At 67.0% G+C, this 25936-nt stretch carries 27 protein-coding genes and 2 tRNA genes; 14 read left to right on the top strand and 15 right to left on the bottom strand.

The window, feature by feature from the left end:
* The first annotated feature begins 70 nt into the window (after positions 1-70).
* Entirely contained in the window at positions 71-388 is a 318-nt protein-coding gene (locus tag RN51_RS17340) for a hypothetical protein (RefSeq protein WP_045265263.1), read from the top strand.
* 76 nt (positions 389-464) lie between these two features.
* Here RN51_RS17340 and RN51_RS17335 read toward each other — a convergent pair whose 3' ends face one another.
* Positions 465-725 (bottom strand): DUF6458 family protein, encoded by a 261-nt coding sequence (locus RN51_RS17335; protein WP_045265262.1) that lies wholly within the window; start codon positions 723-725, stop codon positions 465-467.
* 122 nt (positions 726-847) lie between these two features.
* Positions 848-2086, bottom strand: coding sequence for a globin domain-containing protein (locus tag RN51_RS17330; protein WP_269430499.1), 1239 nt, complete (start codon positions 2084-2086; stop codon positions 848-850).
* A 106-nt stretch (positions 2087-2192) separates the two neighbouring features.
* Here RN51_RS17330 and RN51_RS17320 point away from each other — a divergent pair, with 106 nt between their 5' ends.
* From RN51_RS17320 to RN51_RS18080, 4 genes are all read left to right on the top strand, one after another.
* Positions 2193-2828: a helix-turn-helix domain-containing protein gene (locus RN51_RS17320; RefSeq protein ID WP_197073282.1), complete on the top strand. Its 636-nt coding sequence runs from the start codon at positions 2193-2195 to the stop codon at positions 2826-2828.
* A 68-nt stretch (positions 2829-2896) separates the two neighbouring features.
* Positions 2897-4087 (top strand): sensor histidine kinase, encoded by a 1191-nt coding sequence (locus RN51_RS17315; RefSeq protein WP_052674766.1) that lies wholly within the window; start codon positions 2897-2899, stop codon positions 4085-4087.
* Positions 4084-4725, top strand: a complete 642-nt coding sequence (locus tag RN51_RS17310) for a response regulator (RefSeq protein WP_045265258.1) — start codon at positions 4084-4086, stop codon at positions 4723-4725. The genes RN51_RS17315 and RN51_RS17310 overlap by 4 nt, the downstream gene beginning before the upstream one ends.
* 116 nt (positions 4726-4841) lie before the next feature.
* Positions 4842-5663, top strand: coding sequence for a CPBP family intramembrane glutamic endopeptidase (locus tag RN51_RS18080; RefSeq protein ID WP_052674765.1), 822 nt, complete (start codon positions 4842-4844; stop codon positions 5661-5663).
* 72 nt (positions 5664-5735) lie between these two features.
* Here RN51_RS18080 and RN51_RS17300 read toward each other — a convergent pair.
* Together RN51_RS17300 and RN51_RS17295 are read right to left on the bottom strand one after the other, a co-directional pair.
* Positions 5736-5812 (bottom strand) — tRNA-Ile (locus tag RN51_RS17300).
* A gap of 29 nt (positions 5813-5841) precedes the next feature.
* A complete protein-coding gene (locus RN51_RS17295; protein WP_045265257.1) occupies positions 5842-6378 on the bottom strand; it encodes a gamma carbonic anhydrase family protein in 537 nt (178 codons plus the stop codon).
* A gap of 130 nt (positions 6379-6508) precedes the next feature.
* Between RN51_RS17295 and RN51_RS17290 the strand changes: the two genes are divergently transcribed.
* Positions 6509-6994, top strand: coding sequence for a Dps family protein (locus tag RN51_RS17290; RefSeq protein ID WP_045265256.1), 486 nt, complete (start codon positions 6509-6511; stop codon positions 6992-6994).
* Between the two features lie 77 nt (positions 6995-7071).
* Here RN51_RS17290 and RN51_RS17285 read toward each other — a convergent pair whose 3' ends face one another.
* Genes RN51_RS17285 through RN51_RS17265 form a run of 5 tightly spaced genes read right to left on the bottom strand, consistent with a single transcriptional unit; the run spans position 7072 to position 11959 of the window.
* Positions 7072-8568, bottom strand: a complete 1497-nt coding sequence (locus RN51_RS17285; protein ID WP_045265255.1) for an amidohydrolase — start codon at positions 8566-8568, stop codon at positions 7072-7074.
* Complete coding sequence (locus RN51_RS17280) at positions 8565-9212, bottom strand: FMN-binding negative transcriptional regulator (RefSeq protein ID WP_045265254.1); 648 nt, start codon at positions 9210-9212, stop codon at positions 8565-8567. Before RN51_RS17280 ends, RN51_RS17285 begins: the two co-directional genes overlap by 4 nt.
* A 38-nt stretch (positions 9213-9250) precedes the next feature.
* The gene (locus RN51_RS17275) at positions 9251-10249 is read right to left on the bottom strand and encodes an Fpg/Nei family DNA glycosylase (RefSeq protein ID WP_045265253.1); all 999 of its coding nucleotides are present in this window, start codon (positions 10247-10249) and stop codon (positions 9251-9253) included.
* A gap of 1 nt (position 10250) precedes the next feature.
* Positions 10251-10736: a ribose-5-phosphate isomerase gene (locus RN51_RS17270; protein WP_045265252.1), complete on the bottom strand. Its 486-nt coding sequence runs from the start codon at positions 10734-10736 to the stop codon at positions 10251-10253.
* Positions 10737-10774: 38 nt separating this feature from the next.
* Entirely contained in the window at positions 10775-11959 is a 1185-nt protein-coding gene (locus RN51_RS17265; protein WP_052674764.1) for a ferrochelatase, read from the bottom strand.
* Positions 11960-12138: 179 nt separating this feature from the next.
* Here RN51_RS17265 and pepN point away from each other — a divergent pair, with 179 nt between their 5' ends.
* The 5 genes from pepN (at position 12139) to RN51_RS17240 (ending at position 19637) form a co-directional block, all read left to right on the top strand.
* Positions 12139-14691 carry an aminopeptidase N gene (gene pepN / locus RN51_RS17260; RefSeq protein WP_045265251.1) on the top strand — a complete coding sequence of 851 codons (2553 nt, stop codon included), beginning with the start codon at positions 12139-12141 and terminating at the stop codon, positions 14689-14691.
* A 146-nt stretch (positions 14692-14837) separates the two neighbouring features.
* Positions 14838-15911, top strand: a complete 1074-nt coding sequence (locus RN51_RS17255; RefSeq protein ID WP_045265250.1) for a mechanosensitive ion channel family protein — start codon at positions 14838-14840, stop codon at positions 15909-15911.
* Positions 15908-16357, top strand: coding sequence for a globin (locus RN51_RS17250; protein ID WP_045265249.1), 450 nt, complete (start codon positions 15908-15910; stop codon positions 16355-16357). The genes RN51_RS17255 and RN51_RS17250 overlap by 4 nt, the downstream gene beginning before the upstream one ends.
* Positions 16354-18018 (top strand): FAD-binding dehydrogenase, encoded by a 1665-nt coding sequence (locus RN51_RS17245; protein WP_045265248.1) that lies wholly within the window; start codon positions 16354-16356, stop codon positions 18016-18018. The genes RN51_RS17250 and RN51_RS17245 overlap by 4 nt, the downstream gene beginning before the upstream one ends.
* A 119-nt stretch (positions 18019-18137) precedes the next feature.
* A complete protein-coding gene (locus RN51_RS17240) occupies positions 18138-19637 on the top strand; it encodes a serine hydrolase domain-containing protein (RefSeq protein ID WP_082066640.1) in 1500 nt (499 codons plus the stop codon).
* On the opposite strand, the gene RN51_RS17235 is transcribed toward RN51_RS17240, so the two are convergent.
* On the bottom strand, positions 19568-20233 hold the full coding sequence (locus tag RN51_RS17235; protein ID WP_045265247.1) for a hypothetical protein: 666 nt from the start codon (positions 20231-20233) through the stop codon (positions 19568-19570). The two genes, RN51_RS17240 and RN51_RS17235, sit on opposite strands and share 70 nt — an antisense overlap.
* Before the next feature lie 50 nt (positions 20234-20283).
* Here RN51_RS17235 and RN51_RS17230 point away from each other — a divergent pair, with 50 nt between their 5' ends.
* A complete protein-coding gene (locus tag RN51_RS17230; RefSeq protein ID WP_045265246.1) occupies positions 20284-21174 on the top strand; it encodes an acyl-CoA thioesterase in 891 nt (296 codons plus the stop codon).
* A gap of 101 nt (positions 21175-21275) precedes the next feature.
* On the opposite strand, the gene RN51_RS17225 is transcribed toward RN51_RS17230, so the two are convergent.
* The 4 genes from RN51_RS17225 to RN51_RS17210 form a co-directional block, all read right to left on the bottom strand.
* Positions 21276-21761: an acyl-CoA thioesterase gene (locus RN51_RS17225; protein ID WP_045265245.1), complete on the bottom strand. Its 486-nt coding sequence runs from the start codon at positions 21759-21761 to the stop codon at positions 21276-21278.
* A 7-nt stretch (positions 21762-21768) separates the two neighbouring features.
* Positions 21769-23448 carry an energy-dependent translational throttle protein EttA gene (gene ettA, locus RN51_RS17220; protein WP_045265244.1) on the bottom strand — a complete coding sequence of 560 codons (1680 nt, stop codon included), beginning with the start codon at positions 23446-23448 and terminating at the stop codon, positions 21769-21771.
* A gap of 63 nt (positions 23449-23511) precedes the next feature.
* Positions 23512-24009 (bottom strand): DUF6993 domain-containing protein, encoded by a 498-nt coding sequence (locus RN51_RS17215; protein ID WP_045265243.1) that lies wholly within the window; start codon positions 24007-24009, stop codon positions 23512-23514.
* Between the two features lie 87 nt (positions 24010-24096).
* Positions 24097-24603, bottom strand: a complete 507-nt coding sequence (locus RN51_RS17210; protein ID WP_052674763.1) for a single-stranded DNA-binding protein — start codon at positions 24601-24603, stop codon at positions 24097-24099.
* 205 nt (positions 24604-24808) lie between these two features.
* On the opposite strand from RN51_RS17210, the gene RN51_RS17205 reads away from it, so the two are divergent.
* The gene (locus RN51_RS17205; RefSeq protein ID WP_052674762.1) at positions 24809-25078 is read left to right on the top strand and encodes a hypothetical protein; all 270 of its coding nucleotides are present in this window, start codon (positions 24809-24811) and stop codon (positions 25076-25078) included.
* A gap of 61 nt (positions 25079-25139) precedes the next feature.
* Here RN51_RS17205 and RN51_RS17200 read toward each other — a convergent pair.
* Positions 25140-25212 (bottom strand) — tRNA-Arg (locus RN51_RS17200).
* Positions 25213-25299: 87 nt separating this feature from the next.
* Between RN51_RS17200 and orn the strand changes: the two genes are divergently transcribed.
* A complete protein-coding gene (gene orn / locus RN51_RS17195; RefSeq protein WP_045265242.1) occupies positions 25300-25926 on the top strand; it encodes an oligoribonuclease in 627 nt (208 codons plus the stop codon).
* Positions 25927-25936 lie beyond the last annotated feature (10 nt).

The following is a 25936-nucleotide window of genomic DNA, read 5'->3' as shown; positions in this document are numbered from 1 at the left end:
GTCCTTCGAGCACGCCATCGAGGAGAACCATGGCCCGCCCCCTGACCTTCGTGTCGCCCCGCTGCTGCTGATGGGTAGCTTGTACTACGGCGACACCTCGACGCCCATCCACATCGATGATCGTGCATTGGCACACCTGAAGGTCGTCATCGCCACCAAGCTCCGCCGAAACGAGAGCTTCACACTGTCGTGGCGGCACCCTGAGGGCGAGGCGCCCGGGCGTTCGACTCTCTGGCTGCACCCGTCGATCCCTCTGAGGTTCGTCTTCCAGGAACCGGAGTCGCCCGAACTGAGTCGGAGGTGGATCGAGGAACTCGCTCACTCCGCCAGCTCGAGCGGCGGAATCACCCTCGTCGAGGAGCACCTCGAGACCATCGCGCCGGATTGACCATCACGTCGCACTGACGGCGTCGGACACCATGCTGCCCGACGCCGTCAGTGCGTTTACTCGGAGGCGCTGTCGCTCACAGGGCGTCGTCGCCGCTGGAGCTCACCGAACGCCGCGTGGTCGGCTCCCCTGTCGCCGGGTCGACGTACGTGCGCGAGACCGTCTCGGTGCGCCGACGACGTGCGAGGAGCACGATGCCGATCAGGAAGATGACGACTCCGGCTCCCATCAGGATGTAGCCGACCATGTCGAGGTCGACCCAGGGAACGTCGACGTTGACCGCGAAGACGAGGATCGCCCCGATCACGAAAAGCACGATTCCGCTGCCGATGCTCATTGTTCCTCCCGTTTCTGCGGCTCGATGCCGCACTCCGGAAGCATGGCGTGGGGTTGCGACGCCGAGGAGGGGCTTGACATCCGCCGAAACCCTCCTTCTCCTCCTCCTCGGCGCTCCGAGCGTCAGGCAGCGGCCGGCTGGTGTCGCCAGAGGTCGGGACCGAAGACTTCGTATGCGATCCGCTCCGCCGGGATGCCGCGTTCGATCAGGGTCGCCCTCGCCGAACGCATGAACTCGAGTGGCCCGCACATGAAGACGACCGCATCGTCGGGCAGCTCGACGTCGGAGAGGTCCATCCTGCCGGGGAGTGCGGGGTGGATGGTCGGGGCGACCTCGGCATCGGTCGCGTACCAGTTCTGGGCCTTGGCATCCTTCATCGCGAGCACCTGGCGACGCAGCGATGGATACAGCACGTGCGCGTCATGGGCACGGTCGGCATGGAACAGACGCACGGTGCGATCGGGGGACCGTCGAGACAGATCCTCGACGATCGCCGCTATCGGCGTGATGCCGATGCCCGCAGACACGAGCACGAGCGGATGATCGGTGTCGTCGAGCACGACGTCGCCCGCGGGTTGGGAGACGTCGAGCACAGTGCCGGGGTGGGCGTGCTCGTGCAACCACGTCGATACCTGACCGTCCGGGGTGCCCACACCGCCACGGACGCGCTTGACGGTGACGCGCAGCGCATCGCCTCGCGGACCCGAGGAGATCGTGTACTGGCGAGGCTGTCTGGACCCATCGGGCAAGTCGACCGCGATGGCCACGTACTGCCCTGTCCGATGGGACGCGACGACGCCGTCGACGGGGGCGAGGAGGAGCGAGATGACGTCATCGGACTCGACGATGCGCTCTACCACACGGTGCTTTCGCCACGGCCGGTCGGGGTCGGTCCCGCCCTGCGCGTACAGCTTCGCCTCTTCGGCGATGAGGGAGCATCCGAAGAGCCAGTAGACCTCGTCCCAGGCTGCCCTGACCTCGGTCGTCACGGCATCGCCGAGCACCGTCCGCACAGCATCGAGCAGGTAGCGGCCGACGATCGTGTACTGGCGTGCCTGGACGCCCAATGAGACATGTTTGTGGGCGATCCGGCTTATGATCGGTGTGAAGTCGGGGGCGTCCGGATCGATGAGATGGACGGCGAACGCGACGACCGATGCGGCCAGGGCTTTGGGCTGCTCGCCGATCGCCTGGTTCGCCCGATTGAAGACCCGGAGCAGTTCCGGGTGCGCGGCGAACATCTCGCGGTAGAACAGCGTCGTGATCTCGTCCGCGTGCGCGGCGACGACTCCTGCGGTCGCACGCACGACCGCCTCGGACTCCGATGAGAGCTTCATGACTTCCCTTCTCTTCAGCGTCATGGTCCTCCCACCCTCGCCGGAGCACATCGAGTGCGCGCGTCCTTTCACCGGGTTATTTCCGGCAGAAACGCGTCCTCTCTCCCGCCGGCGTGCTTATCCTCGCCCCATGCCCCGTCGTGCCCATGACTTTCGAGGTCTGACCCAGCCGCAGCGTCTTCGCCTGCTCCGCGCTATCCAGCAGACGCCCGGCCGGGACGCCGGCGCGCTCGCGCAGGAAAGCGGGATGCCGCTGAACACCGCACGCGACCACCTGCGGGTGCTCGAGGACGAGGGGTTGATCCGCAGCGAGCCCGTCAACACCGGTCGTCGTGGTCGTCCGCCTCTCGTCTTCCACCCTGTGCGTGAGACGTCGTCGAGTCCGCGGGCACGAGCGCGAGTCGAAGGCGCCGACGTGCGAGGCCGCATGCTCCGAGCTGTCACCTCTGAGAGTCCGCGCCTCGGGGACGAGGCGCTGCGCCAGGTGGACGTCCTGTACGAGCACCTCGACGATGCCGGCCTTAACCCCGTCGTCGACGAAGAAGCGCTCCGGTTCGATCTCGCTCCCTGCCGCTACCGCGGCGTGCTCGCAGTGGATCAGGCACTCGTGTGCGCCGTGCACGAGCAACTCGTGCGTGATGTTCTCCGACTCGCTGACGGTCCCCTCGAGATGCGGCGACTCGACCCGTTCGTGACACCGCATCGCTGTCAGCTGCTGCTGTCGCCGAACGAGAGCGGGAGCAGCGACGCTCATGAGGAGAGCTGACCGTAGCTGAACCGACGATCGCCGGGTGTCTGGGCGGTCCTCGGAGGCGGACGCCGTAAAGTTCACTGGTGATCCTGTTGCTCACCAGTCCCCGTTCGTCACCGCGTCTGGCACCGCCGGCGCGGGACATCGGTTACGCTGTCGCCCTGCTGATCGCGAGTGTGGTGTTCGTGTGGCTCGGCGGCACATCGACGATGCTTCTGCGCACATGGCCGTGGGGCGTGGTGGCCATCATCCAGTGCGTCGCCGTCGCCTTCCGTGTGCACAGGCCCGCGTGGGCCCTGGCCATCGTGTGGTGCGGCGTGGCATTGCAGCTGAGCCTGACCCAGGAGATCGGCCCGCAGAACGCGTCCGTCCTGATCGTGCTGTACGCAGCAGGGCGTTACGGCAACGTCGCCACCCGGTGGGCCGGCCTCGCGTCGGCCGCTGTCGGAGGCGGGCTGGCAGGCTGGTACCTGGCCGTCGTCCTCCCCGACGGGATGGGGCACGACAGAGGTTCCGTGCTGTTCCTCACGGTCGCCGCCACGGCGATGCTCACTCTCGCCTGGATCACCGGGTTCCTGCTCGCCGTGCTCCGCCGCGCAGAGAAGGATCGCATCGCCGCAGCGCTCGCCGCCGAGCGCGCGACTCACCTCGTGGCTGTGGAGGAAGAGCGCAGCCGCGTAGCGCGCGACATGCACGATGTGGTGGCTCACTCGCTCACGGTGATGATCGCCCAGGCCGAGGGGGCGCGTCTGATCGCCGAGACCAACGGCGGTGCCTCTCCCCCTGCCCTCATGGCTATCGCCGAGGCGGGTCGGACCGCGCTGACGGACGTCCGAGGCGTCCTCGCTGATCTCAGGGCGGGCTCCCGGGAGAATGCCCACCCCTCGCTCTCACGGCTCGATCGGCTCATCGCAGAGATGCGCACGGCTGGACTGTCGATCGCGCTCCGCGTCGAGGGAACGCCGCGGACGCTGCCGGCCGCTGTCGACATGACCGCCTTTCGCGTCATCCAGGAGGCGCTCACCAACGCGCTCCGCCACGGAGATGCTTCGGCCAGCGCCGACGCGCTTCTGCGTTGGAACGACCAAGAACTGCAGATCACGGTGACCAATCAGACTCGACTCCACGCCGCCGACGCAGGCCGCGGACACGGACTCATCGGTATGTCCGAGCGTGTCCAGCTGACGGGGGGAACCATGACGGCGGAGCGCACCGATGACCGCCTCTTCCGTGTGCACGCGAGCCTCCCTTACGACGGCGGTCGTGGACGATGACGCTCCGCATCGCGATCGTGGACGACCAAGAGTTGTTCCGCGCCGGTCTCGGCATGATCATCGGCACGCAGGACGACATGGTCCTCGCCGCACAGGCGGCTGACGGCCGGAGCGCGTTGGACATCGCCCGTTCCGGCGAGGTCGACGTCATGTTGATGGATCTGAACATGCCGTCCATGGACGGCATCGAAGCGACATCCATCATCACATCGTCGCCGAATTCTCCGTCTGTGATCGTGCTGACGACGTTCGACGAGGATGAGAACGTCGTCCGCGCGATAGAGGCGGGGGCAGGTGGATACCTTCTGAAGGACGCCAGGCCGGAGTTGCTGCTGTCAGCCATCCGTGCAGTCGGCGAAGGAACGTCACTGGTCGCCACAGCGACGACGCTGCGACTTGTCCGAGAACGCGTCGTCGGAAGCGCACCTGTCCCTTCGTCGTTCACGGCCCTGACCCAGCGGGAGCAGGATGTCTTCCGAGGGGCGGCGCGCGGGCTGAACAACGCCGAGATCGCCGAGCACATGGGGCTGAGCGAGACGACGGTGAAGTCGTACCTGTCGCGCACCCTCACCAAATTGGGCCTGCGGGATCGAGTGCAGCTCGTGCTCTTCGCGTTTCGGCACGGACTCGCTCCGTGACCTGATCGGAAGTTGCAGACGGCGTGCAACTTCCGATGACGAGAACCCTCCTCAGACGGACGATGCGGGGTCATCTGCTCTCCTAGCCTGGCTGCTCACCGACTGAAAGAGCAGCCATGTTCACTTCCCTGTCCCCTGCCGTCAAGGCTTGGATCTTCGTCCTCGGCGTCCTCGCGACGTCCTGGGCGACCGCGAGCATCGCCGGTGGCCTTGTACTCGCGATCTCGCCACTGCTCATGACGCTGCTGATGATGTTCGTCATCACCCGCGACGGATACTCGCGACGCGGATGGCAGCAGATGGGATTCCTGCGGCTCGGTTTCCGCTGGTGGCCGGTCACTCTGCTCGTGACCGCCGGGGTCAGCGCCCTCAGTTACGCCGTCGCGGTCGCCGTGGGAGCAGCCTCACTCGACGGCCTCGCCCCCACTGCCGGTCCAGACCTCCTGAGCTTGAGCATCTCCGGACCCATCCTCGCCTTCGCGGAAGAGATCGGCTGGCGTGGATACCTTCAATCGCACCTGCGAGAGAAGACAGGACAGTTCTGGTCATGGATCATCGTCGGCGCTATCTGGGTCACCTGGCACCTCTCGTACATCCTGCTGACGCCCTTCTACCACGCTGATGGCGACCGGACCCTGGTGCTCTCGCTGTTCACTGCGAACGTCCTCGCTTTCTCTGTGCTCTTCGGGGTCCTCCGCGACGTGTCCGGCAGCATGTGGGTCGCCGTACTCGCCCACTTCGCCCACAACGCCGCATTCGCATGGATCGGCGCGAACGTCATCACCGCCGAGGACCCGATCGTCGTGAACGAATATGTCGCCGGAGACACCGGAGCCATGGTGCTCTTGGGAACCACCGTGAGCGCGGTGGCCCTGATTCTGTACTCGCGTCTCCGGAGACGTGCCACACTCACCACGGCTCCGCGCAGCGGGAAGTGATACGCCGATGAAGTGGCATGGGTACTCGGGTGGAGCGACGGCCGAGCGCTTCTCGTGGACCTTGCGTCGTATTGGTAGGGCGGGTCGGACTTGAACCGACGATCGTTGGGTTATGAGCCCACTGCCTTAACCAGCTTGGCCACCGCCCCGTACGGGTCCCAGCCTAGCGGCCGGGCGCTCAGACCCGCGTCGCCGCGGAGTGCGTCTGTGAGTGTCCGAGATAGATGTCGGCGTTGCCCAGGAGGCCCGCCCGCTCCTCATCGCTGAGAGCTCGACGTACTTTGGCCGGAACGCCGGCGACGAGCGAGCCCGCGGGGATCTCCGTCCCGCCGAGGACGACAGCTCCTCCCGCGATGAGGCATCCTTCGCCGATGACGGCGCCGCTGAGGATCACCGACCCCATGCCCACGAGGCTTCCGTCGCCGATCGTGCAGCCGTGCACGACCGCGTTGTGTCCGACCGAGACCTTCGCGCCGATCACGACGGGGTGCCCTGCATCGACGTGGACGGAGACGTTGTCCTGGAGGTTGGAGCCAGGGCCGATGACGATCCGCGCCGAGTCTGCGCGGAGGACGGCGTTGTACCAGACGCTGGCACCCGCAGCGAGGGTGACATCGCCGACGATGCGAGCACCGTCTGCGACGAACGCGGTCGCGTCGATAGACGGCGTGCCGTTCGGCAGGGCGAGGACGGAGGCTCCAGGCGCGATGCTCATGAGGCGAGACTACCCTCACTTCCCCGGAATAACGCGGAAGTGAGCCGAGCCTCAGCTTGCTTGCGGAATGTCTGACGCTGAGTAGCGTTGTCTTCATCAGATACGAGAACCCGTTCCGGAGGAGCACAAGATGAGCAAGGCGCAGACAGTTTCCACCACCGCCATCGACCCGACCGTGGCTGCAGGGGCGGCCCAGTTCCTCTCCCCTGTCGTCCTCGGTCTCCAGGCACTGACCGTCAACGGCAAGCAGGCCCACTGGCACGTCCGCGGCGCGAACTTCGTCGGCGTGCACGAGCTGCTCGACACGATCGTCGCCCACGCCGGCGACTTCGCCGACACCGCTGCGGAGCGCATCGTCGCCCTCGGCCTGCCGATCGACGCGCGCGTGAGCGCCGTCGCGGAGAAGGCGGGTTCCACCTCCGTCGCCGCCGGCTTCGCACAGTCCGACGAGCTGATCCGCGCCGTCATCTCCGACATCGACGCGATCCTCGTCGACGTCAAAGCAGCTGTGGAGGGCCTCGACGAAGTCGACCTGACCAGCCAGGACGTCGCGATCGAGATCCAGCGTGGCCTCGAGAACGACCGTTGGTTCCTGGTATCGCACATCGCGGCCTGATCGCCGACACCATCTGAACGTAGAGAAGGGCGGCCCTCGGTTCTCCGAGGGCCGCCCTTCTCTACGTACGTGAGCGGTCAGACCGCGTGCGTGACGTATCCACCCAGAAGCGTGGAGAGCACCCTCATGGAACGCAGAGCCTCCCCCGCCGACGCACGTGGATCAGCCGCACACAGGACGATATCGGCAGGTTCGCCCGGCCTCAGCGACGTGCGCACGCTCGCTTCCAGCGCCTGGTCGAGCGTGATCCGCTCCTCCGGATGCCAGGCCCCTCGCTCGTCGGCCGTCCGTGACACTGCAGCTGAGATGGCCTGCCACGGATCGAGCGGCGCCACCGGAGCGTCAGATCCGAAGCGCAGCTGTGCCCCTGCTGCACGCAGAGACTCGAGGGGATAGCCGATCGAGGTCTGCTCCGACCAGTGCCGGTCCACCAGATCGCGATCATCGACCGCATGCTGCGGCTGAACGCTCGCGATCACGCCCAGGCGGGCGAACCGCGCCAGGTCGGTGTGTCGCACGAGCTGAACGTGCTCTATCGATCCGGCCGCGCCCGTGGTGGTGAAGGCGTCCAGCGCGGAGGTGATGGCCCTGTCACCGATCGCGTGCACGGCGACCCCCAACCCCGCACCGGTCGCACGCGTGAGGAGGTCCACCAACTCGTCGGCAGGGACCGTGAGCACGCCGAAGTTCTCCGGGTCACCGGGATACGCGTGAGAACAGGCGGCCGTCCGCGTGCCCAGCGAGCCGTCGGTGATGATCTTCAACGGCCCGACGTGCACGAGCCCGCGCCCAGCGGCCGGGACCCCGCTCTCTTCACGGAGTTCGCCCGTGCGGAGCCCGGCCCCGATGGCGCGTTCGAGATCGAACGGGTACACCGCGAACTCGACGCGATGAGAGGCGAAGCCGGCCTGAACCCGTCGTGGCCACGCCTCGGCGCTCCAGGCCATATCGAAGTCGACGAGGCCGGTGACCCCTCGTGCAGCGGCCTGCTCGCCCGCGCGCATCATCGCACGATCGCCATGGGCAGCGTCGACGGCGTTGAGGCGCCGAGAGATCTCGAATGCATCGGTCTCGCGGAGCACACCGTCCTCGCTGCGGAACGCTTCGCGAGCAAGCGCTGCACTGTTCAACCACACACTATGGACGTCGGCGTTGATGAGGTATGTGGGGACACCACCGGTAGCAGCGTCGAGGAGGTCCAGCGAAGGACGATCCGGCCACAGTGCGTCTCGGAACCCGGTCCCGACCCGTCGACCATCCGTCAACGGGGCGACACCGCTCATCGCGCCGGCAGCGGCAGCGGCAGAGTCTGCGTGTCCGAGCGGCGCGCGCTCCGATGTCAGCGCCCACTGGACGGTGTGGACGTGGTTGTCCCAGAGGCCCGGAATCGCCCACGCGCCTTCGGCGGCGAGGACCCGGCCACGCGCAGCCAGAGCACCGGCCGGCGCGATGTCGACGATGTGCCCGTCCTCGATGAAGATGTCCACCGGCTCGTCGTCCATCAGGAACTCGCGTCCTGGACCCGCGATCCGCACGGCCGTGATGGTGTCGATGGCGGCGCCGCGTTCGGTCACTGCTGAACTCCTCCTCGGCGTGCATCCTGCGCACGCCGCATCTCCGCGGCGAGAGCCGGGTTCGCGTACGGTCCGTCGGTGGAGAGCGCCGCGATCACCGTCTCGATCGTCTCCGACGGCTTGTTCTGACTGAGTTTCCTCTTGGCGACCACGCGCGTCGGCGTCAACCGGAAGCCGACGGTTCCTGCAGCGAGTCGCTCGACGTAAGCCGGGTCGTTCGGACGCTCCCACATGCGTCGCGGCTCCGGCATCCTGGTCTCGAAGTGCGCCACGAGTCGGTCGAGCACGAGGAGGTTCTCCTCGGGTGTCAGGATCTCCGGGACGCCCGCCAGATGAACGGCGGTGTAGTTCCAGGTGGGCACCGCCGGTACGTCCCCGTACCACCCCGGCGAGATGTAGCCGTGCGGCCCCTGGAAGACGATGAGCAGTTCACGGTCCTCGGCGATCCCGAGGATCAGATCGTCGGGACGACCCACGTGACCCACCACGGTGAGGTCGTCGTGCGAGTCGTCGAGCAGCACCGCGTAGTGCGAGGCCACGAGCCCGTCGCCGCCCGAGCTCATGATCGTCGCCCAGGGGTTCGCCTCGATCACGCGGCGGATCTCGGTCACATCGGCCAGCGTGAAGCTGGGATTCTGTCGCATCCGATCAGCCTAGATCCGCGGGTCGCGGTCTGGACGGGTCATGCCTGGCAACGCGGGCACCAGTAGAGCTTCCGAGCGCCGATCTCCTCCAGCGCGATCTCGGTCCCGCAGATACGGCAGGGCAGACCAGCCCGGTGATAGACCCAGTGACGATCGTCCCGGTTGGCCATGGCAGCGCGGTAGTCCGCTCCGGTGAGACCGTCCATCGTCATCATCTGGCCCGTCTCCACGCCGATGGCGAGAAGCCGCACCCAGTCATGCCAGAGTGCACGGACGATGTCTTCGGGAACATCCCGACCCGGCGTGTGCGGGTTCAGCCTCTGCCGGAACAGCATCTCTGCGCGGTACACGTTCCCGATGCCGCTCACGACCGACTGATCCATGAGCAGGAGCGCGATGACCGTCGGCTTCTTCCTGACAGCGCGGACGAAACGCTCCTCGTTCTCGACCGGATCGCCGACCAGGGGGTCGGGGCCCAGCTTGCCGACGGTCGCGAGCATCTCCTCCGGAGTCTGCAGGACGCAGGCCGTCGGTCCTCGGAGATCGGCGGCGGTGATGTCGGTCATCAGACGCAGTCGGACCTGACCGACCGCGGGCGGGGGCCACTCCATGTCCTCGTCGGCGAGCCCCTTCGTCTGCTCGGACATGCGCACGTGCACTCGAGTGCGTCGGGGCGCGCCGATCGAGGACAACGAGTTCTCTCCCGCGTCATCGAGGATCGGGTCGTCGAGGACGGTCCCGCGCTGATTGGTCTGGCCCATGCGGCCGTTGGCGGAGGCGATGGTGGGGTCGACGACGATCTCACCGGCGAAGTCCCACGCTCCGTACAGACCGAGGTGCACCCGGAGCCACAGGTCGCCTTCCGTCTCCAGGAACATCTGCTTGCCGACCGCCTGCACGCTCACCGCGGCACGGCCGTCGAGCATGGACGCGCCCTCGGCGAATCGGCCCTGGGGGCTGGACGCACTCAGTCTCTTGCCGACGAAGTTGCGGTCGAACTGCCGAGCGATCCGGTGGACGGAATGACCCTCGGGCATGTCAGGCCCGGGGGTCCGGGAGCAGGGAGCCGTCGCGTTCGAAGTCCGCGATCTGCCCGATGCGCCGCACGTGGCGCTCGTCCCCGGAGAACGGTGTCGCGATGAAACGGTCGATGAACGACGTGACCTCGTCGTACGTGTGCTGGCGTGCTCCGATGGAGATCACGTTCGCGTCGTTGTGCTCACGGGCAAGCTCCGCGGTAGAGAGGTTCCAGACGAGTGCCGCACGCACGCCCTCGACCTTGTTGGCGGCGATCTGCTCGCCGTTGCCCGACCCGCCGAAGACGACGCCGAGCGCCTCGATGCCCGCGCGCTGGTCGGCGATGACTGCCTGGGCCGCGCGGATGCAGAACGCCGGGTAGTCGTCGACCGCGTCGTATTCGACCGGGCCGTGGTCTACCACGTCGTGTCCCGCGGCGCGCAGATGATCCTGCAGCTGCGTGGAGAAGTCGAGGCCCGCGTGGTCGGTGGCGATGTGGATGCGCATGTGTCCCATCCTAGAAGCGCGCGCGGGTCACCGAGAGGTCACGGGGCAACACCCGCGGCGGCCGGCTTGAAGCCCGCACGGATGTTCTCGCAGCAGCCGGGGCGGCACACGTCAAACCCGCCGGGGAGGGAGGTCACGTGAGCGCGCTCCTTGTTCGGGCGACCCTGGAGGCGCTCCTCGATCAGATCCACGATGCCCGCGACGAACGTCGGCGACACACCCGGTGTGGGGGTGCGTGTGAACGAGAGTCCCGCTTCCTCCGCGGCTTCGGCCGCCTCAGTGTCGAGGTCCCACAGCACCTCCATGTGGTCGCTCATGAATCCCACCGGAACGACCGCGACGGCCTTGCGTCCACGCTCGGGCAGTTCGCCGATCACGTCGCAGACATCGGGCTCGAGCCACGGCTGCGAGGCGGGACCGGAGCGGGACTGGTAGACGAGCTCCCATGAGACGTCAGCAGCCGCCGGAATGGTCTGGCGGACGCGGTCCATGACCCACGCGGCGACAGCCAGATGCTGTGCGGCATAGGCACCGCCCTCACCCCACTCGATGTCGCGGGCGCCTGAGCGCTCTGCATCGGCCGTGGGGATGCTGTGCGTCGAGAAGAGGATCTGGATGTCCGCAGCGGCGACGCCCTCCGCGAGGAAGCCCTCGATGGCCTCACGGACACCCGTCTCGAACGCCTCCACGAAGCCGGGGTGATCGTAGAAGGGGCGGATCTTGTCGATCGTGACGGTCTCACCCAGCCCGGTCTCCTCCAGGATGCGGGCGAAGTCCTCGCGATACTGGCGGCAGCTGGAGAACGAACTGTAGGCACTCGTGGCGAAAGCCAGGAGCGTGTTGTGCCCGTTGGCCGACGCCTCGGTCACGACCTCTTCCAGGTAGGGCGCCCAGTTGCGGTTGCCCCAGTAGACGGGGAGCGTGATCCCACGCTCGGCGAGAGCGTGCTCCAGCGCCTCTTTGAGAACGCGGTTCTGGCCGTTGATCGGGCTCACCCCGCCGAAGTGGCGGTAGTGGTGCGCGACCTCCTCGAGCCGCTCGTCGGGGATGCCACGTCCGCGAGTCACATTCCTGAGGAACGGGATCACATCCTCCTGACCCTCCGGCCCGCCGAAGCCGGCGAGCAGGATCGCGTCATAGGCGACCGGTGTGGTCACGAAGGGGGCACCGCCCGAGGCAGCAGGCGAAGCAAAGGGAACGACATTCGGCTCGATCGCAGTCACCCGTCCATCCTCCCACCTCCGCAGACCACCGGAGTTCGCCTGTGCGCCGTTTCTATGCTCATTCACTGCACCGCGATTGCGAAGGGGCATTCCTCGCACTGGCGTAGGCTGTCATGGTTGCCGTCGGCGCCAACTGCGCCCAGCCCCGGTGACATCCCCTCACCCCTGGGAGTACAGCTGTGCCTGGAGAGAACCTCACCCGTATCGAAGCGCAGGAGCGCCGCGACGTCATCGACACGCAGTCCTACGAAGTCGCCCTCGATCTGACCAAGGGCGCCGAGGTCTTCGGCTCTCGAAGCGTGGTGCGCTTCACCGCAACGCCCGGGAGCTTCACCTTCATCGACCTGATCGCTCGCGAAGTGCGAGAGATCTCCCTCAACGGCGAGCAGCTCGACCCGGACAGGGTCTTCGCAGACTCGCGAATCACGCTCGAGGGGCTGCAGGCGGAGAACGTCCTCGTCGTCGACGCCGACTGCGAGTACACGAACACCGGGGAGGGACTGCACCGTTTCGTCGACCCCGTGGACGGCGAGGTCTACCTGTACTCGCAGTTCGAGGTGCCCGACTCGCGCCGGGTGTTCGCCGTCTTCGAGCAGCCCGACCTCAAGGCGACGTTCCAGTTCACCGTGACGGCGCCGGCTGCGTGGAAGGTCGTCTCCAACTCCCCCACGCCCGAGCCGATCGTGCACGACGACGACGCCATCGCCACGTGGGGCTTCGAGCCGACGCCGCGAATCTCCTCCTACATCACGGCCCTCGTCGCAGGCCCGTACGAGTCGACCTTCTCGGAGTTGACGAGCGCTTCCGGTCGTGTCATCCCGCTCGGGGTATACGGCCGCAAGAGCCTGTGGCAGCATCTCGACGCGGACTACATCTTCGACAAGACCCGTGAGGGCTTCGCCTACTTCGAATCGAAGTTCGGCGTTCCGTACCCCTTCGCGAAGTACGACCAGCTCTTCGTACCGGAGTTCAACGCCGGCGCCATGGAGAACGCGGGAGCGGTCACCTTCACCGAGACCTACGTCTTCCGCAGCAAGGTCACCGACGCCGTCAAGGAGCGTCGCGTCGTCACGATCCTGCACGAGCTGGCCCACATGTGGTTCGGCGACCTCGTCACCATGAAGTGGTGGAACGACCTCTGGCTGAACGAGTCGTTCGCCGAGTGGGCTTCGACCATCGCCACGGCGGAAGCCACCGAGTGGACCGAGGCGTGGACCACCTTCAACGCCATGGAGAAGACCTGGGCCTACCGCCAGGACCAGCTCCCCTCGACGCACCCGATCGTCGCTGAGATCAACGACCTCGAAGACGTGCAGGTGAACTTCGATGGGATCACCTACGCCAAGGGTGGCTCCGTCCTGAAGCAGCTGGCCGCGTGGGTCGGCATCGAGGCGTTCTTCTCGGGTGTCTCGCAGTACTTCCAGAAGCACTCCTGGGGAAACACCGAGCTCAGCGACCTGCTGTCCGAGCTCGAGGCCACCAGCGGCCGCGACCTGAGCACGTGGTCCAAGAAGTGGTTGGAGACGGCCGGCGTGAACACGCTCGAGCCCGTCATCGCCGAGGGCCACGACGGCACGATCTCGCGCTTCGCGATCACGCAGACCGCTCCCGCGGACTACCCGACCATCCGTCCACACCGCCTCGGCATCGGCTTCTACACGCTGACGGACGGCTCGCTCACCCGCACGCACTACCTCGAGGTCGACGTCGACGGCGACCGGACCGAGATCCCGGAGCTGCAGGGCCTCGCCCGCCCCGACCTGGTGCTCCTCAACGACAACGACCTCGCGTACGCGAAGATCCGCCTCGACGAGAAGTCCTTGGCCACCGCGATCGCGCATCTCGCCGACATCCACGACCCCCTCGCCCGCTCGCTCGTCTGGGGCGCGGCGTGGGACCAGACCCGCGACGCCGAGACCGGCGCCTCCGAGTACCTCGACCTCGTGCTCGGCAACATCGGGCGCGAGACCGAGTCGACCACGGTCCGCACCACGCTCGCGCAGTTGCGCACCGCGGCGAACCTCTACGTGGCGCCCGCCGACCGCGAGGCTGCGCGCCTCAAGGTGGCGGACGGACTGTGGAACCTCGCCGAGTCGGCCGAACCCGGCAGCGACAGCCAGTTGCAGTTCGTCACGGCCTTCGCCAACGCGCTGGTCACTCCGGAGCACGCGGGCATCGTCGGACGCCTGCGTTCCGGTGAGGACACGCTCCCGGGCCTGGAGATCGACGCCGACCTGAACTGGCAGCTGCTCGTGGGTCTCGCCACGATCGGCGCGACGGACGCCGCGACCATCGACGCTGCTCTCGCCGCAGACAACACCGCCAAGGGCGGGGAGTTCGCCGCCCAGGCACGTGCGTCCCTGCCTGACGCCGCCTCCAAGAAGGCCGCGTGGGCGTCGCTGATCGAGCGCGATGACGCCCCGAACACGATCGTGCGTTCCGCTGCGCTCGGGTTCACCCACCCGGCAGGGGCTGCGGTGCTCGAGCAGTTCGTCCCGGCGTACTTCGACATGCTCATGCCGATCTGGGAGTCGCGGACCTACCAGATCGCGCAGTACCTCATCGTGGGGCTGTTCCCGACGGCACTGGCTGACACCGCTCTGCGCGATGCGACGCGTGGGTGGCTCTCGGCGCACCAGGACGTCGCCCCGGCTCTGCGACGCCTCGTGCTCGAGAACCTCGCCGATGTCGAGCGTGCCCTGGCCGCGCAGGCTCGCGACGCCGAGGACTGACCCCGCGCATCTGCGATAACGGAGACCATCCGCTCCGATCCCCGCGTGTCCACCCATGACACGCCGCGATCGGGCCGGATGGTCTCCGTTTTGACGCGGCAGCCCACCCAGCCCGCACAGAGGCCCGCTCGCTAGGATCGTGGGTGATGATTCTTCCCTCCACTGTCACGGAACCTCCCGCGGAGACGCCCCTCCCTGAAGGAGTGCAGGCGCTCCTCGCCTGGCTCGGCGAGGTCGGTATGAAGGCACTCGCTGTCGCCATCATCATCGTCAGCTGCATCGCGATAGGGCTCGTCCTGCGGCTCGTCATCCGACGCGTGGTGCACCGGATCGTCGACAGCGCGAAGAACAAGGCATCGGTCGATGACACCCAGGCACTCGAGCGCTCCCCGCTGGCCGACATGCGCCTGGTGCAACGCACGCGCACGCTCGGCACGATCCTGCAGAACATCGTGAACGTGATGCTGGTCGTGATCGCGATCGTGCTGATCGTGAACGCGATCGACAACAGTCTGCTCGGTTCCCTGACGCTGCTGACCGCGGCAGTCGGTGCGGGCCTCGGTTTCGGCGCGCAGAACATCGTCAAGGACGTCCTCAACGGCATGTTCCTCGTCGCCGAGGATCAGATCGGCATCGGCGACGTGGTCGATCTCGGTCTCGCGAGTGGTGTGGTCGAGTACGTGAGCGTGCGCATCACCCAGGTTCGTGACGTCAACGGCACCCTCTGGTACGTGCGAAACGGCGAGGTCACGCGCATCGGCAACATGTCGCAGGGGTGGGCGCGCTCCATCATCGACATCGGCGTGCCGGCAGACTCCGACCTCGAACAGGTCGAGCACATCATGCTCGAGACCGCGCAGGGGCTGTCGAAGGACCCGAAGTGGCGCACCCGCATCATCGAGAAGCCCGAGCTGTGGGGGCTGGAGTCGATCGACGGAGACGCGCTCGTGGTGCGCATCGTCATCAAGGCCCGCGCCAATGCCAAGGACGACGTCGCGCAGGAGCTGCGTCGCCGCCTGCGTGCTGCCCTCCTCGAGAAGGAGATCGGAGTGCCCCGTATGGTCGATGTGGTGCCGACGGGACTCGACGGTGCGCGGCGGGTCCGCGGCGCGAATCCACCCAAGACCCGGCCGAACGCCGTGACCGGCGTGCCCATCGTCCCTGATCGGGGCATCTGGCGCCGGAAGAAGCCGAACGACGACGGGAGCACCCAGAAGTGACCTTCTACGACGAGATCGGCGGTCACGAGACCTTCCAGAAGATCGTGTCCGTGTTCTACCGCGAGGTCGCGCTCGACCCGGTGATGAAGCCGATGTACCCGGAAGAGGATCTCGGTCCCGCCGAGGACCGGCTCCGGATGTTCCTCGAGCAGTACTGGGGCGGTCCGACGACGTACGGCGAGACCCGCGGGCACCCGCGGCTGCGCGTGCGGCACATGCCGTTCCACATCGACGCGGACGCGCGGGACCGTTGGCTTCGTCACATGCGCACCGCGCTCGACGAGGCGCAGTTGTCTCCCCTGCACGAAACGACGCTGTGGGACTACCTGGAGCGCGCGGCCTATGCCATGGTGAACACACGCGAACCTTCCGGGATCGGCGCCGGACCCGGCGGCCGACCCACGCTCGAGACCCGCTCACGTCAGGAATCAACGGAGACCCCATGACGAAAAAGCCCCTGTCTGCAGACGTCCTGGTGATCGGATGGGGGTTGGCCGGCCTGGTCGCCGCTGCCGAGGCGCTCGATGCCGGGCGGCGCGTCATCCTGGTAGATCAGGAACCGCGCACGAACCTCGGTGGGCAGGCCTGGTGGTCGTTCGGAGGGCTGTTCTTCATCGACTCCCCCGAGCAGCGGCGCCTCGGCATCAAGGACTCGTTGGAACTGGCGACCCAGGACTGGTTGGGCAACGCCGGCTTCGATCGACCGGAAGATGAGTGGCCCCGGCGATGGGCCGAGGCATACCTGCAGTTCGCCGCCGGGGAGAAGCGCGCGTGGCTCCGTGAACGTGGGGTCGGTTTCTTCCCTGTCGTGGGTTGGGCGGAGCGCGGCGGATACGGCGCTATCGGACCTGGCAACTCCGTGCCCCGCTTCCATATCACGTGGGGCACCGGCCCGGGAATCGTCGCGCCATTCGCCGCAGCGGTGGAGCAAGGCGAGCGTGAGGGGCGTCTGACCGTTCTCCCCCGCCACCGGGTGTCCGAGCTGCTGGTGACCGACGGAACCGTCACCGGGGCACGCGGGCAGATCCTCGCGACGAGCGGGTCGAAGCGTGGTGAGCCTTCATCGCGCGAGGTCATCGACGATTTCGAGATCGCAGCGGCCGCGACCATCGTTTCCTCGGGCGGCATCGGTGGAAACCACGACCTTGTACGCGCCGCTTGGCCCGCGCGCCTCGGCACTGCACCGGAGCACATGCTCACCGGCGTCCCTGCGTACGTCGACGGCTCGATGCACGGTGTGAGCGAAGCCGCCGGTGCCAGACTGATCAACGGCGACCGGATGTGGCACTACGTCGAAGGCATCGCCAACTGGGATCCGGTGTGGCCGTCGCACGGGATCCGCATCCTCCCGGGGCCGTCCTCGCTCTGGTTCGACGCTACCGGCGCCCGCCTTCCCGTACCGCTCTTCCCCGGATTCGACACTCTCGGAACTCTCGCTCATCTGCGCACGACCGGGCACGACCACTCCTGGTTCGTCACGTCGCGCCAGATCGTCGAGAAGGAGTTCGCCCTCTCCGGAAGCGAGCAGAACCCCGACCTCACCGGGAAGGACGTGAGCCTCCTGCTGAAGTCCCGCCTGGCGAAGGGCCCCACCGGGCCGGTGCAGGCATTCCTCGACGAGGGTGAGGACTTCATCGTGGAGAACGACCTCGATTCGCTGCTGGAGCAGATGCAGAAGCACCCCGGCGGCGAGGTGCTGGACATCGACAACGTGCGGCGCGAGGTGATCGCCCGCGACCGCGAGATGGAGAACGACTTCACGAAGGACGCGCAGATCGGCATGCTTCGTTCTATGCGCAGCTACCGCGGTGACAAGCTCATCCGGACCGCGGCTCCGCACCGTCTGCAGGATCCTGCGGCGGGGCCGCTCGTCGCCGTGAAGCTGCACGTTCTCACACGCAAGTCGCTCGGAGGGATCAACACCGACCTCCAAGGGCGCGCGCTGAGCGCGGTCGGAGAGCCGATTCCCGGACTCTACGCTGCCGGCGAAGCGAGTGGGTTCGGTGGTGGCGGTGTGCACGGCTACCGAGCACTCGAGGGCACCTTCCTCGGTGGGTGTCTGTTCTCGGGTCGCACCGCCGGGCGGGCTGCAGCACTCGGGGGGTGATATCAGCCCCGGGCTTTCCGGGTGATCCTCCTCGGGGCAGCCATCCTGCTTGTTCGGGGTAACCCGAAGCGGCGTCGGCTGGCCTCGAATCGTCGCGTGCTGCTCCCTACTGTGGGCTCGTGCGCATCCTCTGCATCCTCAGTCTCTTCACCGCATCGATCCTCGGCGGTACGCTCTCCGCCTCCGCTTCCCATGAGTCAACAGGGTCCGAACGCGCGGTCGAGACCTATGCCGACGCGTTCGCGACGCCCGGAGTCGCAGCGGCAGTCATCTCGGACGGTGACGTCGACGTGATCGTGCACGGCCGTGACGGAGCGGGCGACCCGATCACTCCGCAGACGCCGTTCCGCATCGCGTCGATGAGCAAGTCGATCACGGCGACGGCGATCATGATCCTGGTACAGGATGGGGCGCTGGCGCTCGATGACCGCGTCGTGGAGCGGCTCCCCGAGTTCACGATGATCGATCCGAGGCATCGAGACATCACGATCAGGCAGCTCTTGTCTCATACGTCGGGATTGTCCCTGCAGACGAACGACGAGTTCTCGCTGCCTGCGCCGCGGAGCACGCGCGCGGTGGTGTCAGAACTCACAGGACGACGACTGGCCGCGGAACCGGGAGCTCGGTTCGAGTACCACAACACGAACTTCTCGCTGGCGGCGCGCATCGTCGAGGTCGTGTCCGGGCAGAGCCTGGACGCGTTCCTCCGTCAGAGGCTCTTCGTCCCCCTGGGAATGCTCGATTCCCGAAGCGTCGACGCCTGTGATCAGCGTGTCGACGGGCTCGCACCCGGGTTCTCCGTGGTGCTCGGGGTCGCCTACGTCATGCCGGAGATGCCGGGCCGGTGCGGTGGGAACGGCGGTGTGGTCTCGACTCTTTCCGACATGGTGCGGTGGCTGCGCTTCAACCAAGGCGACGTCGGCGCGGTGATCCTGGATCCGGCTCTGCGGAAGGAGCTGCATTCCGTGCAACCGGGCGCCGTGTCGTATGCCCTGGGCTGGCAGAACCGCGGACCAGATGGAGAACCCGCGGCTGACATCCTGTCGCACGGGGGCACTCTGGCGACGTTCGGCGGGTCGATGGCCTTCGACACCTCCACGGGGATCGCAGCCGTGGTGCTGACGAACGGGGTCGGCTCCCCCGGCGAGCTGGTGCAGTACTTGATCGAAGGCGGCGCGATCGCGGCGACGTTCGAGAATCCGCTCGATGTCGTCAATGGGATTCTCCTGGCGGCGACGGCATTCGCGGCGATCGTTCTGCTCGTCACGACGCTGAGGGCGCCGCGGTGGGCGAAGCGAAGGCAGGGAGCTGGTCGGTCACGGGTCGGCGCCAGGCTCATTCCGTTCGTACTCGTCATCGTCGCCGGGTTGTTCGTCCCGCTGTTGCCGGCGCTGCTCGGGGGGTCCGTCGACTGGCAGTACTGGGTGATCGACCTCTGGCTGTTCCCCCTGCTGGACGCTCTCGGGCTCGTGCTCATCCTGGGTGGCACAAGCGCCCTGGTGAGCAAGATCGTGGCGCTCCGGTTGGCCTCGCCGGTCCCCCGGATATCTCAGCCTGCCGAGCCGGTGTCGCGGACGCTCGTGAGTCCCGAGGCGACGGGTCCTCGAGAGAGCACATGACCGCGCCGGAAGGCAAGGCGTGTCCAACGCCCCGACTTCGATACCCGCACCTGCTCCTCGCCGGAGATGAATCCCATCGCATCGGCAGCGAACGCGATCCCCCGGGGCAGGCCTTCGAGGTCGGCGTCGGGCTCGCCCCAGATCGCCGCACGCAGCGCACGGACGGCCTCTTCACCGGAGCCGGGGGCTGCGCCGCGGGCGACGGCGGAGATGCCCCATTGCGCGCGCTGCGCGATCGTGGAGGCGTCGAGCACAGCCAAGGGCTCCCAGGCGCCTCGGGGCGGTGCGACGCCCGCCCAGGCAGGCGAGAGCCCTGTCTCCGGAAGGCCGAGCTGTCGCGGCTCGTCGGTCTGGGTGAGCTGGACGACCACGACATCGCACTCGAGCTCGGGGTCGGCATGAACGATCCGCATCGCGAGAATCGTCGGTGTCTGATCGAACAGTCCGTGGGGAGCCAGCGCTGCCGTCGTGAGGGCGAGCACCCCGTCAGCCGCCTGGAGCCGCACGCCCTCGTCCGTGATCCGTGTCGCGCGTCCCACGAACGTCAGAACGTCCTTCGCTGTGTCCGGGTCGGCGAGGAGGAGGTGATGCGGCACGCGTTCTAAACTACCAACGGAGCGGCGCCTCGGGGCGCGGAGAGGAACAGATGAGCACGGACGAGCACGCCATCCGGACCGTCGAGAGTCTGCTCGAGGTGCTCGATCTCGATTCGACGCAGGCCCGGACTACGGAGGACATCTTCACCGGGTCGTCGCACCCGATGCCGAGCGGACGGATCTACGGCGGACAGGTTCTCGCTCAGGCGCTCCTCGCCGCTGAACGCACGCTCCCGGAGGACCGGGCCGCGCACTCGATGCACGGCTACTTCCTGCGGCCCGGTGATGCGAGCCAGGGCCTCACGATCTCGGTCGACCGCATCCATGACGGACGCTCCTTCTCGACGCGCCGTGCCCAGGCGTACCAGAACGGTGTGCCGATCTTCTCGATGATCGCCTCATTCCAGGACGCGGACCCCGGTGTCGAACATGCGGCATCGATGCCGGAAGGCGTTCCCGCCCCTGAGGAGCTGGCGCCCGACGAGGACCGCGTTCAGGGCCTCCCCGGGGGAACGGTGCGGATGCTGAGCGAGCGAGCTGCGGACGTCCGTCATGTCGACTCTCCGCTATATCTGCCGAGCGACGACGAGCGTGCACCGCAGCAGGCCGTGTGGATGCGCCTGCGAGCTCCGCTCCCTGACGACCAGCGCCTGCATCGCGCCGCTCTCGCCTACCTCAGCGACATGACGATCCAGGAGTCGATCCTTCGGGCTCACGGGGTCTACTGGGCGCTTCCTGGGCTCAAGGTCGCGAGCCTCGATCACGCGATGTGGTGGCATCGGCCGGCGCGGGTGGACGAGTGGCTGCTGTACGTGCAGGAGTCGCCGAACGCACGCGGCGGACGGGGACTCGCCACGGGCCGGATCTTCACCCGCGATGGCGAGTTCGTGGCGAGCGTCGCCCAGGAGATCATGATCCGCGTCCCCGACGATCAGGGCTGACACCAGGGCCGACGCGTCTGTCGGGCTCGACTGGCCCAGCTGGCTTGACGAGCGGGCGGCTCTTCGGTCGAGGCGCGCTGCGACAGGGGTCGCGGCCGGAATCAGCGGTGGGTGTACTCGATCGATTCGCCGACGTACGGCTCCCAGACGTCGCGCATCTCCTGCGTGAGCCGGGTCGGGCGGCCGGTCTGCGCGTCGACGAGGACGATGATCGCCGTCGACCGCGCATAGATCTGCCGAGGTTCCGCCGTCGGGTCGTTGTGCACTTCGTAGCAGACTTCGACGCTGGAGCCACCGAGTTTGCCGAACCACATCTGCACTTCGAGCGGTCGCCGCTGGTAGGGCACGGGCGCGAGGTACTCGATCTCCTGGCGAGCGATCAGCGTGAGGATCCCCTCGTCGATGCCCGAGTCGAGCACCGCCGTCGACGGAGCCTCTTCGCCGGGGCCCGCACGCCAGAACGCTCGCACGCGAGCCTCCTCGAGCAGTTTCAGCATCGAGGTGTTGTTGACGTGGTTGAAGGCATCCAGATCGCCCCAACGGAGCTGGATCGGGATGTGCAGGCGGGGCCCCGGCGTCGTGGTCATGCGGTCGTCAGTCGCGAGTCAGCTTGCGGTGGGTCGAACGATGCGGCTTGGCGGCATCGGCCCCGAGACGCTCGATCTTGTTCTCCTCGTAGGCCTCGAAGTTGCCCTCGAACCAATACCACTGGTCCGGCTTCTCGTCGGTTCCCTCGTAGGCGAGGATGTGCGTGGCGATGCGGTCGAGGAACCACCGGTCGTGGGTGATCACCACGGCGCAGCCGGGGAACTCGAGCAGCGCGTTCTCGAGGGAGCTCAGCGTCTCGACGTCGAGGTCGTTCGTGGGCTCGTCGAGAAGAAGCAGGTTGCCACCCTCCTTGAGGGTCAGCGCGAGGTTGAGGCGGTTGCGCTCACCACCGGAGAGCACGCCGGCCTTCTTCTGCTGGTCCGGGCCCTTGAAACCGAATTTCGACACGTAGGCACGGGAGGGGATCTCCGTCTTGCCGACGGTGATGTAGTCGAGGCCGTCCGAGACGACCTCCCACAGCGTCTTGTTCGGGTCGATGTTGGAGCGGGACTGGTCCACGTAGCTGATCTTGACCGTCTCACCGATCTTCAGATCTCCGCCGTCGAGCGGCTCGAGGCCGACGATGGTCTTGAACAGCGTCGTCTTTCCCACGCCGTTCGGGCCGATGACACCGACGATGCCGTTCGGCGGCAGGCTGAAGCTGAGTCCGTCGATGAGCGAGCGACCGTCGAAGCCCTTCTTCAGGTTCTTGGCCTCGATGACCACGCTTCCGAGACGCGGGCCCGCAGGAATCTGGATCTCTTCGAAGTCGAGCTTCTTGGTCCGCTCCGCCTCGGACGCCATCTCCTCGTACCGGGCGAGACGCGCCTTCGACTTGGTCTGACGGCCCTTCGCGCTCGACCGGACCCACTCGAGCTCCTCCTTGAGGCGCTTGGCGAGCTTGGCATCCTTCTTGCCCTGGATCTCGAGGCGTTCGCCCTTCTTCTCCAGGTACGTCGAGTAGTTGCCCTCGTAGCCGATCAGGCGGCCGCGGTCGACCTCGGCGATCCACTCGGCCACGTGGTCGAGGAAGTACCGGTCGTGGGTGATCGCGATGACGGCACCCTTGTACGCCTGGAGGTGCTGCTCGAGCCAGAGCACGCTCTCGGCGTCGAGGTGGTTGGTCGGCTCGTCCAGAAGCAGTAGATCGGGCTTCTGGAGGAGCAGCTTCGCCAGCGCCACGCGTCGCTTCTCTCCTCCAGAGAGGGGTGCGATCGCCGCGTCGCCGGGAGGAGTGCGGAGAGCGTCCATGGCCTGCTCGAGCTGCGAGTCGAGGTCCCAGCCGTCGGCGGCGTCGATCTCCTCCTGAAGAGAGCCCATCTCCGCGAGGAGTGCGTCGAAGTCCGCATCGGGATCGGCCATCAGCGCGGAGATCTCGTTGAACCGGTCGAGCTTCGCCTTGATCGCGATGCCGTCCTGGATGTTCTCCAGCACGGTCTTGGACTCGTCGAGTTCGGGCTCCTGCATCAGGATGCCGACGGTGAAGCCCGGAGAGAGCTTCGCCTCGCCATTCGACGGAGTGTCGAGACCCGCCATGATCTTGAGGATGGTCGACTTACCCGCGCCGTTCGGACCGACCATGCCGATCTTGGCCCCGGGGAGGAACGCCATGGTCACGTCGTCGAGGATGAGCTTCTCGCCCACCGCCTTGCGCGCACGAACCATCGAGTAGATGTACTCAGCCACCGAAAACCGCTCCTTCTGTTGGCGTCGAAGATCGACACTCCAGCCTACCGGCCCCCTGGGATCTCACCAGTCGATCGGTCGTGTGGTGCCGACGAGACAGCGACCCTCGGCGAGTTGCGGGAGGACGGCCGTCACGACCTGGCCGGTGGAAGGGCCGACCTGGCCCACGAGGCATTCGTCGCTCCCCCAGCGCACCGAGAACTGCAGACTTTCCACCGGATTGCCCACCGTGGTCTGGTCCTGGGTCACCTGCATCGAATCGCGATCGAATCCTGCGCCGATCAGCGCATCGATGTATGCCCGCCCTTCGCCGCGCTGATCGGTCGCCCAGACGCCGTCGGCGATAGCGGTGAAGAGTGGAAGGTTGTCGTCGGCGCTGCCGTCGGGCACGAGGACAGGACCAGCGGGTGCCGTCGGTTCCGCGTCCGGCGAAGCGGAGACGGAGTTCGAAGGAGACGGGGTCGCGGTCGGCGTGCAGCCTGAGAGCACTACGGCGATGGCAGCGGCGGCAGCGAGCGTGCCGGCTGCGCGCGGCGGAGGGAAGACCGATCGACGAAGCACGTGCCGAGTCTACGTCGCCTTGTGATCGCGCCCGCGTCATCGCGTCCACCCCCGCGCGCCGCCGTGCCACCCCAGGGCAGCGCGGCGTCACGCGCTCCCGGCCACCTCCACGTCCGGTGCCGACCAGGAGAGTGCGAATGCGGATGAGTAGGTCTCCGGGCCCCGCGCGTCGACGTCGTCCTCGACGGCACGCGCATCCGATGATCCGGTCGACGCGTCGGGTGCGCTGGTCTGCGGACGCGACTGCGGGCGATACGCCGTGGTCCCCCACCGAAGGTCGTGTCCGATGGCATCGGCCTCGATGTCGACGCTGGTGCCGTGCTTCCCGTTGCTCTCCCAGTTGCGGATCCTGAGACGTCCCGTGACGATGACGCTGTCGCCGGTGCGCAGCGATGCCTTGGCGTTCTCGCCGAGGTGGCGGAAAGCCGCCACGGAGTACCAGTTCGTCCCTGAGTCGGACCACGTCTGCGTCGCGGCATCGAAGCGACGGTGCGTGCTGGCGAGCCGGAAGTTGGTGACCGGGACGCCTCCCCCGGTCTGCGCCTGCGTCGGGTCGGTGGCGACCCTCCCCACGATGGTCAAGGTGTCGATCATGTTCGTGTCCTCTCGATCGCCGGATCTCTTCCGGTCTCGTCAAGCCTGCGCGGGAGCGTCGGGACGCGGGCGCCGAAAATGCGCGATCGGTGGATGGATTGCGGAACGCGAAGTGTGTGGAGAGAAAACCCCGGTGGCAGCGGAGGAACGTGCGGGCGCGAATGTCGGTGGTCGGTCATATCTTCGAACCATGAAAGGAGCACCGATGTCCGACCACCTGACCACCTCCCTGCCCGACCTCCCGTTCGCGACTCCTCGACTCTCCTCCGCGCGGGAGCACCTGGTCCGCGCTGCCGACCACCTCTGGAGGGTGCAGGATCAGCGCGATCACATCCTCGGGCATCTCCGGATCGTCGCCGATCCCCTGGGGCTGCGATACCGCGCCGAGCGGCTGCACCTCGCGACGGGCGTTTTCCGCGTCATCGGCGAGTTCTGGCGAGTCGACGACGCGATCGCTGCTCTGCGCTCGTCCTGACGAAGGCGCGATAGGCGCCACCCAAGGCCACGGGCCCTCGACAGAGTCTGATGTTGTGAAGTGCCCCCGGCAGGATTCGAACCTGCGACCAAGAGATTAGAAGGCTCCTGCTCTATCCCCTGAGCTACGGAGGCGCACGCATCTACAATATCGCGCTCCTGCCCGCCGTTCACGAAGCGCACTCCGGCCGGGAATGTCGGGACCGTCGATAGGATGGCGACATGGTATCTGCGTCCGAGAACGACCGTCTCGTATGGATCGACTGCGAGATGACGGGCCTCGATCTCGCAGTCGACGAACTCGTGGAGATCGCGGTCGTCATCACCGACTTCGAACTCAACCCTGTCGATCCAGGGTTCCAGGTGGTGATCCGTGCAAGCGAAGCCGCCCTCAAGCACATGAACGACTTCGTCACGAACATGCACGAGACGTCGGGGCTCATCGACGAGATCGCAGGCGGGCTTTCGCTCGAAGAGGCGGAAGCACAGACCCTCGCCTACATCAAACGGTTCGTTCCCCTCGAGCGCAAGGCTCCTCTTGCGGGCAACACGATCGGCACCGACCGGATGTTCCTGGCGAAGTACATGCCGCAGGTCGACCAGTGGCTGCACTACCGCAACGTCGACGTGTCGAGCATCAAGGAGCTGTCGCGCCGTTGGTACCCGCGGGTGTTCTTCCAGGCGCCCTCGAAGGACGGCGGTCATCGTGCTCTCGCTGACATCCTGGAGTCGATCAGGGAGCTCCGGTACTACCGCGGGGCCGTCTTCGTCGATGAGCCTGGTCCGTCCAGCGACGAGGCGCGGGAGATCGCTTCGCGTACGGTGTCAGAGTTCACTCCGAACATGTAATAGACTCGTA

The sequence above is a fragment of the Microbacterium oxydans genome (assembly GCF_000956405.1).
GTDB lineage: Bacteria > Actinomycetota > Actinomycetes > Actinomycetales > Microbacteriaceae > Microbacterium > Microbacterium oxydans_C.
Note: the sequence above shows the minus strand (reverse complement) of the source record. Positions and strands in the feature narration are given on the sequence as shown.

Bases quoted from the DNA above. Each gene is read 5' to 3' on its own strand.
- RN51_RS17340 (WP_045265263.1), top strand. From the start codon at position 71: ATGGGTAGCTTGTACTACGGCGACACCTCGACGCCCATCCACATCGAT.
- RN51_RS17335 (WP_045265262.1), bottom strand. From the start codon at position 725: ATGAGCATCGGCAGCGGAATCGTGCTTTTCGTGATCGGGGCGATCCTC.
- RN51_RS17330 (WP_269430499.1), bottom strand. From the start codon at position 2,086: ATGACGCTGAAGAGAAGGGAAGTCATGAAGCTCTCATCGGAGTCCGAG.
- RN51_RS17320 (WP_197073282.1), top strand. From the start codon at position 2,193: ATGCCCCGTCGTGCCCATGACTTTCGAGGTCTGACCCAGCCGCAGCGT.
- RN51_RS17310 (WP_045265258.1), top strand. From the start codon at position 4,084: ATGACGCTCCGCATCGCGATCGTGGACGACCAAGAGTTGTTCCGCGCC.
- RN51_RS18080 (WP_052674765.1), top strand. From the start codon at position 4,842: ATGTTCACTTCCCTGTCCCCTGCCGTCAAGGCTTGGATCTTCGTCCTC.
- RN51_RS17295 (WP_045265257.1), bottom strand. From the start codon at position 6,378: ATGAGCATCGCGCCTGGAGCCTCCGTCCTCGCCCTGCCGAACGGCACG.
- RN51_RS17290 (WP_045265256.1), top strand. From the start codon at position 6,509: ATGAGCAAGGCGCAGACAGTTTCCACCACCGCCATCGACCCGACCGTG.
- RN51_RS17280 (WP_045265254.1), bottom strand. From the start codon at position 9,212: ATGCGACAGAATCCCAGCTTCACGCTGGCCGATGTGACCGAGATCCGC.
- RN51_RS17275 (WP_045265253.1), bottom strand. From the start codon at position 10,249: ATGCCCGAGGGTCATTCCGTCCACCGGATCGCTCGGCAGTTCGACCGC.
- RN51_RS17270 (WP_045265252.1), bottom strand. From the start codon at position 10,736: ATGCGCATCCACATCGCCACCGACCACGCGGGCCTCGACTTCTCCACG.
- RN51_RS17255 (WP_045265250.1), top strand. From the start codon at position 14,838: ATGATTCTTCCCTCCACTGTCACGGAACCTCCCGCGGAGACGCCCCTC.
- RN51_RS17245 (WP_045265248.1), top strand. From the start codon at position 16,354: ATGACGAAAAAGCCCCTGTCTGCAGACGTCCTGGTGATCGGATGGGGG.
- RN51_RS17230 (WP_045265246.1), top strand. From the start codon at position 20,284: ATGAGCACGGACGAGCACGCCATCCGGACCGTCGAGAGTCTGCTCGAG.
- RN51_RS17225 (WP_045265245.1), bottom strand. From the start codon at position 21,761: ATGACCACGACGCCGGGGCCCCGCCTGCACATCCCGATCCAGCTCCGT.
- RN51_RS17210 (WP_052674763.1), bottom strand. From the start codon at position 24,603: ATGATCGACACCTTGACCATCGTGGGGAGGGTCGCCACCGACCCGACG.
- RN51_RS17205 (WP_052674762.1), top strand. From the start codon at position 24,809: ATGTCCGACCACCTGACCACCTCCCTGCCCGACCTCCCGTTCGCGACT.
- orn (WP_045265242.1), top strand. From the start codon at position 25,300: ATGGTATCTGCGTCCGAGAACGACCGTCTCGTATGGATCGACTGCGAG.